Here is a 12,317-nt window from a genome sequence, read left to right as displayed (position 1 = left end):
TATACGCTAAACCGGGAAAGGACGACGACCCGTTTTGCTAAATTAAGCCGTGAATTGCGGACAGAATCTTGTGAGATCGCAAAAGGCGCCCAGAAGTCGGAACTTCTGAGCGCCTAAGGTTTTAGTGTTCATGGGATTGACAATAGGTCTGGGCTGCGGCGAGCATATCGGCCGTCTGTTGGTTCAACAGGGGCGGTAGGTCGTCGAAGCTGAAGTACTGGAGGTCTAAAGTCTCGTCGGTGGCCTGCTGGAGGGCCTGGCCACCCACGGCGCGGACCAGATATAAGCGTGTGATCACTTGGGCTTGGTCGCCGTTGGGGTAGGTGGTGAATCCTTGGTCGAACAGCCCGATGGGGGCCACCAGCGCTACGTCGATGCCACTGTCTTCGCGGTATTCGCGGATGCAGGCGGCGTCAAAGGTCTCGCCGTACTCCAGGTAGCCGCCGGGCAGGCTCCAGTTGTGGGTGTCCGTCCGCAGGTTGAGTAAGACTTGGCCCTGGTCATTGAGCAGGATGCCCCCGCTCGCGTTTAACAGAATCGGTTTGTGCCCCACTAGGGCGCGGATTTCTTGGATATAGTTTGCCATCGAATCGACCTACTTTCCTTGAGGATTAGCCCTAGTGTACCGCAAACGCGAGATTATTTCTGGTTCGGGTGCCGGTAGTTTGTGTCGTAGAACTTGCCGGCGCGGATGTCGTCGGTCATCCCCGCGTAAGGTGCCTGGTTGATCACGTCGTTATTGTTCTGGCCAGCATCGCCAATGTAGGTAATCTGGGCGAATTCGGGAACCACCAACTTAGGGTAGGTATCGTACTTTTCGCGAGAAGCTTCCATTAAGTCAATGTGGTCGTTTTGGTAGGTCACCGTGATCTCGGGGTGCTCTTCGACCCACTTGGGGAAGAAGATGGTCCCGTTTAACTTCTTGTCGTTGGGCACGAAGTCGAGGGCCACGTCGGTCCCAGTGGGTTCCGTCCAAGCCACCTTGTAGATGCCGGGAACCAGCATTACGATGTGGGCTTCTTGGTCGGTGACCCAGCGGCCGGCGACCATCCCGCCGTGAATCCGGTAATCGACGGTGTGGTCGTTCTTGGCGTACCATTCGTATTCCCAACCGTTGTCGTAGGTGTAGATGAAGTGGGTACCTAGGAAGTCGTCGAGGGTTTTAAAGGTTTTTTCAGTCATGTGCTGCGCGTCCTTTCTGTGTCTTCATTATGTCAATATTTACATGTTTTAAATAACTTGATTAGGATACGGGGATTGAGCGGTGAAGTCAAGGCCCAGCTTGAACTTTTTTTCAAAAACTGGTTCAATAAGGACAGGAAACCCCGACAGACCGGGCAGAAAGGACTGAGCATCATCGGCCAGCGAAATCGACTGCAATACATTATTTTAGGGTTATTGAACCAGCGTTCCCAGACGGGCTATGATCTGACTAAGGCGTTTGATCACGAAATCGGAGAGTTCTGGCAGGCGCAACACAGCCAGATCTATCCCATGCTCAAGCGGATGGAGACCGATGGCGAGATCACCCATCAAGATGCGGTGACTGGTGAAAAGCTGGCCAAGAAGGTTTACCAGCTGACGCATAAAGGCCGCCAAAAGTTGGAGGCCTGGATCAGCGAACCGTCGCCGGAACTGACGGCGACCAAGGACGAATTCATCCTTAAGCTGTACTTTATTCGGTCGGCGGATGACCCCCGAATCCCGGCGATGATTCACGAGCAGGTGGCGTTACACCAAGCGCAGCTGGACCACCTCCACCTGCGGATGGCGACGGTCTTCCCGGACCAGGCCGCCATCGACGCCGCCTACGGGCACTACTTGATTCTAGAGCACGCGATTGAACGCGAGACCCAGTACTTAGCGTGGTTAAACCGCCATTAATGGCAGATTGGCACATCGGAACCCCTGAATGGGGCGCCGGTGTGCTTTTGCTTTAGGAAGCAGTTATATTCGTAAATGAGCGGTTTTTATAGTTTATGATCAAGGGGAGACATAACCTTAGGTGTTAGCTAAAGCCTATGCTATACTCCAAGGGAAAACGCCCGAAGGATGATGAAGGAGGAACAACCTATGCGACACCGCGCAAGCCGCTGGGTGGCCCTAGGGGTCGCCGTTTTGGCGGGAAGTTTATGGACCACAAATGTAACCGCTTCAACTACGAATTCAGCCTCGACCACTGGTCCGCAAGTCACCCAGACGGCGGCCCAGGAGTACCCGATTGGTGAGGTCGAGATGCCCTACGCCTTGCTGTACCGGGACGGCCAACTGGATAAAAGCTACTTAGTACCCCAGGCGCCTAAGTCGCTAACGGTGGCTCAACTGGCCGACCAGGACTATCTTGACCAGATTACGGCTGGGTTACCAGCGGATCAGGCGGAAATGTTTGAGTCGCTACCGAGTAGTTTACGGGATTTTCTGGAAGACCCCGTCGTCCTCAAACCTGGGGAGCGGGCCGTGGACTTTTTAGTTTCGCGTGAAGCGGACAGCGAGGAGATGATCTGGACTGCGGATGAAATGAAGGAGTTAATGGGCCTCCAGACATTCCAAGACGCGTGGTTCCTGAGCCAGATTGCCCAGTATCAGGTTAAGGGGATGACGGAGGCCGCCCACGCGGACCTAGTCGCTAATTATCAGCAGAACTTACGACCGCGATTAAGTCGTCTCTGGGAACTAGCGCAACCCGAGGGGATGAGTGAAGATAAGTACATTGATGCGATGGACACCGTGATTATGTACAAAAAGATGTTTGATGACGTTACTATTCCAGGGATGGGGGATCCCCTGATGCTCAAATACGGAGTCACCAACGATTCACCGGAGACGCTGAGTCAGTGGAATCCCGCCCGTTCGGAGAAGCTCATGCTGGAACGGATGGAGGCGCCCATGACGGACTACCTGACTAAGGATGCCGCGGGGACCTACCGGATCGATGGGTTTATCTTGGCCATGGCGGCCGGCGTTTTGGGGGACGTGGACCCCATCATTCCACCAGATCCCGGTGAACCGGAGCCGACTCCAGAGCCGACCCCCGAACCCGCGCCGGAACCTGACCCGGATCCCGACCCTGACCCCGATCCGGACGGCAACGGCAACGCTGGCGGTGGGGATGGTGTTGCGGCTAAGGGGACCGTCGTGACGGCCACCCGCAAGATTGGCCTGTACCGGACCAAGAACTTTACCACCCAGACACGGCGCCAATGGTACGCCAAGAAAGCCCGCCCGGACCGACCGATGTTCGTGGTCACGGGCTACGCGCGGACGGCTAAGGGGACGTTGCGGTACCAGGTCCGGGATGTGAACCATCAGAGTAAGACCCGGGGGTTGACCGGTTACGTGACCGCTAAGGCGGCCTACGTCACGCCGACCTATTACCAGGGACGCCACGCGGTGGTCACGGTGATCAACCCGCAAGGCGCTAACGCTTACCGGCAGAAGAACTTGACTCAAAAGGTCCCGCATTTCCGGCAGGGTCAGGTGGTTAAGGTGAAGCGAATTGTCCACCACCGGCTGACCACCCGGTTCGTGCTCACCGACGGGACCTACCTCACGGCGAATAAGAAATTGGTTCAGGCGGGGAAACGCCAGTCGGTTCAAAAGATTCGGGTCCGGCGGGCGATCTACCGGTACCAAACGGCCGACTTCACCCAGCGTAAACAGCGGTACACCGCCGGTCAGACCCTCAAAGTGGTGGGCTGGGCGTACAGTCACCCGACCGACCTGACACAGGGGAGCACGTTGCGTTACCGGGTTGCCGGGGGCTACGTGACCGCCAATGCCAAGTACGTGCAGGTGATCAAGTAGGTTCGGCGGTCATCCCGGATTGTCCCTAGTCAGGGAACCGGATTTCCGGTAAACTCAACGGTAACCAACGAAAGAGAGTGATTGTATTGGCAGAACGGGTACACGCAGAACACCCCCAAGTTTATCTCGCCGGTCCTTGGTTCGCCCCAGGAGAACCGGAACGCTTGGGCGCCTTAGAGAACTTGATGAATGACATGGGCATCAGCTACTATTCACCGCGTCTAGACGGAATCGACTTGACGCCGGACGCGACGGATGCCGACCGGGATGCGGTCTTTGCCGATAACACGGCGCATCTGAAGACCGCCAAGTTGGTCTTGGCCGTGGTCGACGACTACGATACCGGAACTATCTGGGAGACGGGGATGGCCTTCGGGCGCGAGATCCCCATCGCGTACTACATGGAGACCCTGAAGACGGGGGAGACGTTCAACGTGATGTTGGCGAAATCGGCCGTAGCGGTCTTAGAGGACCTCAATCAGACCCGTCAATTCCTAGCGGACCCCACCAGCAAGGACTTCACGTACCATGGGGCAATTCGGTAATTGAAAAGTTGCATCAAAAAAGCCACGGATAAGGTATCCGTGGCTTTTAATTGTCTAACTATTAATAACTAGACAATTAATTATTAGATTAATTACATATTAACGAAGCCGGCATCGACGTTGAGTGTGGTCCCGGTAATGTAGCTGGCCATGTCCGAGGCCAAGAATAAACTCCCTTGGGCAATTTCACGCGGGTCGCCAAAACGGTTAAGTTCACTCAATGTTTTAGCGAATTCTTTAGGATCCAGACCCGCGGCCTTCAAGGAACTGTGGAGCATTGGTGTATCAATGGCACCGGGAGCGAGACTGTTGACCCGAATATTGTGCGGACCATTTTCGAGGGCGGCTACTTTAGTCATTCCCCGAACACCATGTTTAGCAGCGACGTAAGTCATGTTGTTCGGTTGCGGCCGGTAACCGGAGACTGACGAAATGTTAACGATGGAGCCACCGGTGTTTTGTTTGATCATTGCTTGGAGTTCATATTTCATGCATAACGCGGTTCCTTTTAGGTCAACGGCGACTAAGCGGTCAAAGTAATCTTCGTTAAAGTCGGCAACGGGGGCGTTATCTGGTGCTAGTGCGGCGTTATTAATGGCAACATCTAAACTACCATAAGTCTTTAGGGTAGTTTGGATTAGTTGCTGGACTTCTTGACTATTTGAAATATCAACATGGACAAAGGTAGCTTCTAAGCCCTGGTCCTGGATGTCTTGAGCTACGGCTTGTCCTTTTTCATCGTTGAAGTCGGCCACAATGACTTTGGCCTTAGCTTCGGCAAATAGCTTAGCGGTGGCTTCACCCATGCCCATTGCAGCACCGGTTACGATTGCGACTTTATCTTGTAAGATTGGATAAACTGTCATCTATAAAACCTCCTGATTGACCTTTGCGAGCAAACTACAAGTCCAGTATAACAAGTCATTGTTTTGCTTGTAAGCGGATTCATAAAAGAACCATAAAAAGCCGCAGACTTCGTGTCCGCGGCTTTTAGTCTAATGACTAGTTGTTGACTTTAGTGTTCCCGCCGCTTGAACCGCAGGAAGCCTAGGCCACCAATGGCGATAGCGGCCAGCCAACCGATGAGACTGGTAGTCGACTTTTGTTCGTTAGTTTGTGGCAGGGTAGCTTGCGCCGTCTGGTTAGGAGCGGCGGTTGCGGCCGCTTTGCCAGTTATCAGGGCCGTTGGGGTGCTATTATTACCCGTCTGAGGTGTCCGTAAGCCCGTTGCGGCGTTCCCGGAACTTACCAAGTCGCCGGCGCTCGTGTTACCAGATTGGCCAGGAGTGGTTGGTTTGGTTGGCGTCGTTGGAACTTCGGGATCAACGGTATTGCCATTTTCCCCGGTATCGATATCGCCACCGCCATTGTTGCCGTCGCCAGTGTCGATGTCGCCACCGCCGTTGTCACCACCGCCAGTGTCGATGTCGCCGCCACCGTTGCCACCATTGTCGCCACCGCCGTTATCACCGCCACCGTTACCGCCGCCAGTGTTCACGGCTTGGTAAACGTAGGTGATGTCGAGGTTCCCGGCAGTGTATTTACCGGAGGCGTTGTCCGGAGTCTTGACCAGTGTGTAGCCGTCGATGGTCCGCGGCGTCGTGGTGTAGTCGCTGCCCTCGTCACCGGTCATGGTCGTCGGTTCCGCAATAGCTGTTCCGTTCTCATCAACGTAGTGGACAGTGATGGTCCCTTGCGCGGCTTTGTCGGCCGTGTAAACGTAGGTGACCTCTTGCACTTCTGTGGTCACGGTCCCGGTTGGATTGCCGGTGACTTCCTTGAAGGTGTAGCCGTCGATGTCCTTTTGTTCGGTGGTGTAGTCGCTACCCACGTCTTGGGTGAGGACTTCATCTGGGGCGATAGTGTTGCCTTGGTCATCGACGTAGTGGACGGTCACGGTACTCTGTTCCGCGGGATCTTGAGTGTAAACGTAGGTGACCTCTTGGGCTTCTGTGGTCACAGTCCCGGTTGGATTGCCGGTGACTTCCTTGAAGGTGTAGCCGTCGATCTCCTTTTGTTCGGTGGTGTAGTCACTACCGACATCTTGGGTGAGAACCTCATCTGGGGCGATGGTGTTGCCCTGGTCATCGACGTAGTGGACGGTCACGGTACCTTGTTCCGCGGGATCTTGGGTGTAAACGTAGGTGACCTCTTGGGTTTCTGCGGTAACGGTCCCGGTTGGGTTACCAGTAACTTCCTTAAAGGTGTAGCCGTCGATAGCCTTTTGTTCGGTGGTGTAGTCACTACCGACGTCTTGGGTGAGAACTTCATCTGGGGAAATAGTGTTGCCCTGGTCATCGACGTAGTGGACGGTCACGGTACCCTGTTCCGCGGGATCTTGGGTGTAGATGTAGGTCACTTCTTGGTCTTTATCCGTAAATTGACCCGTAGCGTTTCCTTGGATTTCTTGGAACGTATAGCCATCAATGTCCTGTTGCTGGGTGGTGTAGTCGCCGCCCACGTCACCGTAAAGGACTTGGTCGTCGGCGATGGTGTTGCCCTGGGTGTCCTGGTAGTGAACGGTCACCGTTGAATCGTAGAGGATGTAAGGCTGAACCAGGGCGAATTGAACGATTCCCGACACCACAGAGGAACCAGTGAGGAAGTAGCGATCTTTAACGGGGACGACCGTTGAACCGTTATATTCACCGGTAATTCCCGGTTCTTGCTCTTTAATATTGGTAAAGTTTAGGCCTCCATTGCCGTCTTGTGTCACCTCACCCTTATCTGAAGCTGAAAAGTACCAACTATACTTAAATTGAAGGGTGTTAAGATTTATATGGATGGGTTTACCAACCTGAGCATTGGCTTCTAGAGTGACTTTAGTACCGTCGACTAGATAGAGATCGCTAGGAAGATTAGCTGTCTTATCCGTCCGGCTAACGTAAATGGGGGTGTCTTTAATGATGACTTGGTTTCCGTAGGTGATATCTTTCAAGTTAGTCAAACCTTGGAGAGGCCGGAAATCAGAAATGTGGTTAAAGGAGGCTGAAAAACTGGTTAAATTAACCAAATTAGCTAGCGGCGTGAGGTCACTTATGCTGTTGTTTTGGATGTTTAGTTCAGTCAGATTGGTTAATCCAGCCAGTGGCGTGAGATCACGGACGTCACCATAGTACATACCCGAGGGCGCATTAAATCCCTCATTAAGTTGAAGTCTGGTTAAGTTCGTGGCGTACTCTAGGCCGTCTAAGGCATAAGCGGTTTCACCGTCAATATAGGTGTCGGTCATGAAGAGCTTTGTTAAAAGTTGCATGTCTTCCTTGGTAATATCGTCAACACTGGACCAGGTTTTCCCGGTATTTTTTAAACTTTGAAGTTCTTTCAAAACTTCATTTTGTAAAAGTGTATTCGGCATCCAGTCATTGATGGTTTCCGTGGCATCCGTGGTTAGTGCAGTCGGTGCGGTTGCGCTGAAAGCCGCCGGTGCGATGGAATTGTTGAGTTGGTTGTCGTCCGTCCCATCCGTTTGGTTTTGATTTGAAAGGTCATCGGTTAGGTCTTCGGGTGAAGTCGTTGTGTTGGAGTCGTCCGCATCAGTGGTTGCATCGGGATTTTCAGTTTCCGTGGTAGTGTCTGGATCGGCTGGTTCGGTGGTGTTGTCAGTTTCTGTCGTTGTATTTGGATCGGCGGGTTGCGTGGTATCTTCAGTTTCTGTAGTGGTGTCTGGATTAGTCGGTTCGGTGGTGTCGTCAGTTTCTGTCGTTGTATTTGGATCAGTTGGTTGCGTGGTGTCTTCGGTTTCCGTGGTGGTGTCTGGGTCAGTTGGTTCCGTTGTGTCGTCAGTTTCGGTAGCAGGCGCGGGAGTATCCGGGTCCGTGGTTTCCACTTTCGTCGTAGAAGTTAACGTGACCGTCTTGGATGGGGTCACAGAAGCGGTCGTCGCTTGACTCTGCTGGTCCGCCGCCTCAGTCGTCGTGTCCGCCTGGGCGCTGGTACTGGTCGCTGATAAAAAGGCCAGTGAGAGGGCCGTCGAGCTTAAGAGTAGCCATTGGTAACGCTTACTTTTTAGTGTACGTGCATTGTGTGTCGTCATCATCCATACTTCCCTTCTAAAATCAATAAGTTCGGGTTTGGTTGGGTCTAACACCGTCTAAGTCGCTAGATCATTTATCCCAATCTAGAATAACACGTGATAACTATTTAGTCCACACTGCAAAAGATTTTTATGCATTATTACTTAGTAAGTTTGCCGAAAATACCAATTTAAAAGGGTTTTATTAGAAACCATCTCATGTCTTATCCGTTGCACAAACAATAAAATGTGTCTATGCCAATACTGCAAAAATGGTGGGTCGGGTAGCGAATCATCGGCAGTGGACGAACAATGACAGAGATTTTTAACGACTTTAAAGATGAATGTTCGGATTTTTCATCACCCACTTTAATGACTCTCCCCAACAACTAAATCGCCTAGAAAAAAACACCAAGCAAATTAGTTTTAGCCCAGTTTGATGGTTAAGCGTTTTCTCATAATTCACAAGCCTTAAGAATTCTAGGGGATTGGCGGCTAAATTAGCGTAAAAGGTATGAAATATATCCACATCATTAAGATTGTCACCATGAAAATGTCCATAGTGCGTCAGATGGGCATATTGTTCACGGCTCGCTGCCCCCATACTAGGGACTTACAAGTAATGACCCCCTCAATCACGGAAAGCGAGTAATTTAACCTATATGACGTTTAAATCTTTAAAGATCAGTTTCTTAGTAATCTTCACCATGAGCTTAGCCTTCATCGGCAGCACCGCCCACGCCGACGCAGCGGCTAAGACGCCTTCTTGGGGTCATTGGGAATCATCTAAAATCACCTATACTTACAGCGGCAGCTCCAAATACTACCAAAAGATCTGGAAAAGCGCCGTTAAAAAATGGAACAAGACCGGTGCGGTGAAGTTAAAGGCCGTCAAGAGTCAGAAAAAAGCCGACATCGTGTTACAAACGTCTGCTTCCCTGAGTACCCAAAAGGGCCTATTCACCGGCTACACCAACTATTCTTTCTACAACCATCAGGATGAGGATGCCGAGATTGTGTCGGCGAACTCCACGTTAAACCGGGACCTGTTGACGTCGTTCAGCTACACCAAGAAGCAACGGACCAACGTGGCGACCCATGAACTGGGCCACGCCCTGGGCCTGAGCCATTCCAAGAGTCGCCGTAGCGTAATGTACGCCAGCAACCGTTACGAGTCCATCAGCCATCAAGATAAGGTCGCCTTGGAAAAGGCCTACGCGGACTAAGCAGTCGTCCGGGTTAAGTCCAGGTGGCTTTCAGGTTAAGTCAAAATTAAAACGGGTCACTCCGCCGAGGATGGTGGGGTGGCCCGTTTTCGTATGGCCAGCGATGGCGGTAGCGTTTTTAACCCCGAACGGTTGACCAGAATCCCGGGAGCGTCACAGGTTAGTTAAGCACCAACAATAACTTATCCCGGTGAGACGCCATTTATTGAAGGTTTCGTAGAAATTAGGTTAAATAGATAAGAGCGTTAGAAAAGGTAAGTCGATAGTCAAAAAGCGGGATTACGGTTTAGCGGCGCAACCAGTATGCTAGCAATATGAAAACGATTACAAAAACAAGATTATTAAGACAGACCTGATTCACTCTTAAGGAGGAGGGAAATTTCATGAGTAAATGGCAATTATGGAAACAACGGGGGTTCTACGGGGCCACAGATATGGCCGGGAACCTGATTTGGCAAATCGTTGGGCTATACCTTCTGTTCTACTACACCACGGTTCTGGGAATCTCGCCCGCGTTCGTGGGGACCCTGTTCTTGGTGGTCCGGGTGATCGATGCGTTCGACGGCGTGGTCTACGGCTACCTGATCGACCACACACATTCAAAGTACGGCAAGTCCCGACCCTACTTCCTGTGGTTCGGGGTGCCTTTGGGCCTATTGACCATGCTATTATTCTTTAACCCGTCGTTCGGCGGGAACCGGGCCTTCCAACTGGCCTGGATCTCCGTGGTCTACACCTTGTTCAGCCTGGTCTACTCCGGAGCCAATACGCCCATCACGGCGATTCTGCCGAGTCTGACGTCAGACCCGGACGAGCGAACCAACCTCGCCAGTGCCCGGATGGTCATGACCAACATCGGGACCGCCGTGATCGGGGCCATCTCCTTACCGATGGTCGCTAAGTTAGGCGGGGGCAACACCAAGCTAGGCTGGACGATCTGGGCCGTGATTATTGGGGCCGTGATCATGCTGCTGTTCTTCGGCGCCTTCCTGAATTTGCGGGAACACAACGCTGTCGAGACCACCCAACAGACCGATGATGCGAACGGCATCAAGAGCCACCTCTCCGTGGGGGAATCTCTGAAAGGGGCCGTGAAGAACAAGCCGTGGGTGATTCTAAGTCTGGGCTTCATCCTGTTACAGACCTTCTGGGTCATCCGGATGCAAACGGCGGTCTACTACCTGACCTACGTCTACCGGCGGACGGACATGATTGGCCTGTTCAACGGGCTGATTATCGTGGCCGTCATCGGGAACCTCTCCGTGCCGTTCTTGAGTAAGGTCATGAAGCACCGCAACGTGATGATGGTGTCCCTGGTCACCTTTGCCATCGGTGAAGCCATCATGCCACTGGGGCTGAGTTCGGGGAACCTGGTCTTCCTGTTTGCCGGGACCGTGATTGCGACGATCGCTATGGGGGCGGCGTTCTCCATTTCCTTCGTGATGATCGCCGATACCGTTGAGTATTCACGGTTGGCGCTCAAAATCGATGAACCCGGCATCCTGTCCTCGGTCCCCATGGTAGGGGCCAAGCTGGGCATGGGCCTGGGGGGCTTCTTGTCCGGCTGGATCTTGTCCTGGGGCGGGTTCCAAGCCACGGCCAAGGTTCAGAGTGCCACGGCCAACGCGGCCATCTCCATCAGTTTCATCTGGGTTCCGGTAATCTTATCCCTAGCGATTGCCGGCATCCTACTCTTCTACAAGCTGGATGAAGACCAAGTGGCCGCCTCGATGAAGGCCGCAAAAGCGGAACAGGTCGCCGCGGAAGTTGCGCCGGTGACTGACGATGAGGAGTTGAATAGCGATGAAGGTCTCTAAACGGACGTTGGGTGCGGGCGATTACCGGGTGACGGTAACCTATTATCAACCGGACCCGATTGCGGATCTGCACGTGATTCAGAAGCGGCCCTTGGCGATCATCTTGCCGGGCGGTGGCTTTACCTTCTACTCGCAACGGGAAAGCGAAATTATTGCGTTAAATTATCTGGCCCAAGGATTTGCGGCGGTGGTGGTGGATTACCGGTTAGCCGACCAACCCCCAGTATTGCCCACGGCCCTGTACCAGTTAGGGACGGTGGTGGCTTACTTCCGGGCCCGGGCGGTCGCCGATCATCTGTCGCCTGACCACTTTATCCTGGCGGGCTTCTCGGCCGGGGGTTACCTGGCCGCCCTCTATGCGGATCACTGGTCGGCGCCGTTTCTGACCCAGACCTTGGGGGTTGCGTCGGATCAGTTGAAAGTCAACGCCTTAGCGCTAGCGTACCCGGTAATCGGGTTACGCCTGGGCTGGCCTAGCACGGCTCCCGAACGAGAAGCGATTGCCGGGGAATGGCCCTACCATGAAGCAGACCAGCTGGTCACGGCGGCCAACCCGCCGACCTTTATCTGGGCGACCCAGACGGATGAGCTGGTGCCGGTCACCAACGCCCAGCACTATATCCAGGCCTTACGGGCGGCGGGTGTTTCTGTCCAGAGTACCATCTACGCGACGGGGCCTCACGGGTTATCGCTGGCTCGCGCCTTCACGGCGTTTCCCAAGAGCTACGACGCGGCCGATGCGACGTTCGGGGCGGCCTTCGTCCAACCCACGGTCGCCCACTGGTTCGCCGATGAGCTAGACTGGCTGGACCAGGTCTGGAACCTGACCGCATTTTGGCGGAATCAATGAACTTGCGGTAACGCGCGACCGACGGATAACGGCGCAATCACTTGAGTTATGGGGAGGACG

General features: G+C 53.4%; 10 protein-coding genes. 6 read left to right on the top strand and 4 right to left on the bottom strand.

Features of this window, described 5'->3' with window-relative positions; genetic code table 11:
• Window positions 1–121: 121 nt before the first annotated feature.
• Both RIN67_RS12305 and RIN67_RS12300 read right to left on the bottom strand, forming a co-directional pair.
• Window positions 122–586, bottom strand: coding sequence for an NUDIX hydrolase (locus RIN67_RS12305; RefSeq protein ID WP_056944501.1), 465 nt, complete (start codon window positions 584–586; stop codon window positions 122–124).
• A gap of 53 nt (window positions 587–639) precedes the next feature.
• The gene (locus tag RIN67_RS12300) at window positions 640–1,182 is read right to left on the bottom strand and encodes a phenolic acid decarboxylase (protein ID WP_265000121.1); all 543 of its coding nucleotides are present in this window, start codon (window positions 1,180–1,182) and stop codon (window positions 640–642) included.
• Between the two features lie 174 nt (window positions 1,183–1,356).
• Here RIN67_RS12300 and RIN67_RS12295 point away from each other — a divergent pair, with 174 nt between their 5' ends.
• The 3 genes from RIN67_RS12295 (at window position 1,357) to RIN67_RS12285 (ending at window position 4,349) form a co-directional block, all read left to right on the top strand.
• Window positions 1,357–1,884, top strand: a complete 528-nt coding sequence (locus RIN67_RS12295) for a PadR family transcriptional regulator (protein WP_265000127.1) — start codon at window positions 1,357–1,359, stop codon at window positions 1,882–1,884.
• 189 nt (window positions 1,885–2,073) lie between these two features.
• Window positions 2,074–3,804, top strand: a complete 1,731-nt coding sequence (locus tag RIN67_RS12290) for a DUF5776 domain-containing protein (protein ID WP_265000122.1) — start codon at window positions 2,074–2,076, stop codon at window positions 3,802–3,804.
• Between the two features lie 77 nt (window positions 3,805–3,881).
• Complete coding sequence (locus RIN67_RS12285; RefSeq protein WP_265000123.1) at window positions 3,882–4,349, top strand: nucleoside 2-deoxyribosyltransferase; 468 nt, start codon at window positions 3,882–3,884, stop codon at window positions 4,347–4,349.
• Window positions 4,350–4,441: 92 nt separating this feature from the next.
• Here RIN67_RS12285 and RIN67_RS12280 read toward each other — a convergent pair whose 3' ends face one another.
• Both RIN67_RS12280 and RIN67_RS12275 read right to left on the bottom strand, forming a co-directional pair.
• A complete protein-coding gene (locus RIN67_RS12280) occupies window positions 4,442–5,215 on the bottom strand; it encodes an SDR family NAD(P)-dependent oxidoreductase (protein WP_265000124.1) in 774 nt (257 codons plus the stop codon).
• A 149-nt stretch (window positions 5,216–5,364) separates the two neighbouring features.
• Window positions 5,365–8,388: a MucBP domain-containing protein gene (locus tag RIN67_RS12275; protein WP_313826127.1), complete on the bottom strand. Its 3,024-nt coding sequence runs from the start codon at window positions 8,386–8,388 to the stop codon at window positions 5,365–5,367.
• Between the two features lie 638 nt (window positions 8,389–9,026).
• On the opposite strand from RIN67_RS12275, the gene RIN67_RS12270 reads away from it, so the two are divergent.
• The 3 genes from RIN67_RS12270 (at window position 9,027) to RIN67_RS12260 (ending at window position 12,257) form a co-directional block, all read left to right on the top strand.
• Window positions 9,027–9,590 (top strand): matrixin family metalloprotease, encoded by a 564-nt coding sequence (locus RIN67_RS12270; protein ID WP_265000067.1) that lies wholly within the window; start codon window positions 9,027–9,029, stop codon window positions 9,588–9,590.
• A gap of 383 nt (window positions 9,591–9,973) precedes the next feature.
• Window positions 9,974–11,407: an MFS transporter gene (locus RIN67_RS12265; RefSeq protein WP_265000068.1), complete on the top strand. Its 1,434-nt coding sequence runs from the start codon at window positions 9,974–9,976 to the stop codon at window positions 11,405–11,407.
• Entirely contained in the window at window positions 11,394–12,257 is an 864-nt protein-coding gene (locus RIN67_RS12260) for an alpha/beta hydrolase (RefSeq protein ID WP_265000069.1), read from the top strand. The genes RIN67_RS12265 and RIN67_RS12260 overlap by 14 nt, the downstream gene beginning before the upstream one ends.
• Window positions 12,258–12,317: the final 60 nt, after the last annotated feature.

This window comes from Levilactobacillus namurensis (genome assembly GCF_032197885.1).
Taxonomy (GTDB): domain Bacteria; phylum Bacillota; class Bacilli; order Lactobacillales; family Lactobacillaceae; genus Levilactobacillus; species Levilactobacillus namurensis_A.
Note: the sequence above shows the minus strand (reverse complement) of the source record. Positions and strands in the feature narration are given on the sequence as shown.

Excerpts from the sequence above, each read along its gene's own strand:
- RIN67_RS12290 (WP_265000122.1), top strand. The coding sequence starts at position 2,074 with ATGCGACACCGCGCAAGCCGCTGGGTGGCCCTAGGGGTCGCCGTTTTG.
- RIN67_RS12265 (WP_265000068.1), top strand. The coding sequence starts at position 9,974 with ATGAGTAAATGGCAATTATGGAAACAACGGGGGTTCTACGGGGCCACA.
- RIN67_RS12305 (WP_056944501.1), bottom strand. The coding sequence starts at position 586 with ATGGCAAACTATATCCAAGAAATCCGCGCCCTAGTGGGGCACAAACCG.
- RIN67_RS12260 (WP_265000069.1), top strand. The coding sequence starts at position 11,394 with ATGAAGGTCTCTAAACGGACGTTGGGTGCGGGCGATTACCGGGTGACG.
- RIN67_RS12300 (WP_265000121.1), bottom strand. The coding sequence starts at position 1,182 with ATGACTGAAAAAACCTTTAAAACCCTCGACGACTTCCTAGGTACCCAC.
- RIN67_RS12280 (WP_265000124.1), bottom strand. The coding sequence starts at position 5,215 with ATGACAGTTTATCCAATCTTACAAGATAAAGTCGCAATCGTAACCGGT.
- RIN67_RS12270 (WP_265000067.1), top strand. The coding sequence starts at position 9,027 with ATGACGTTTAAATCTTTAAAGATCAGTTTCTTAGTAATCTTCACCATG.
- RIN67_RS12275 (WP_313826127.1), bottom strand. The coding sequence starts at position 8,388 with ATGATGACGACACACAATGCACGTACACTAAAAAGTAAGCGTTACCAA.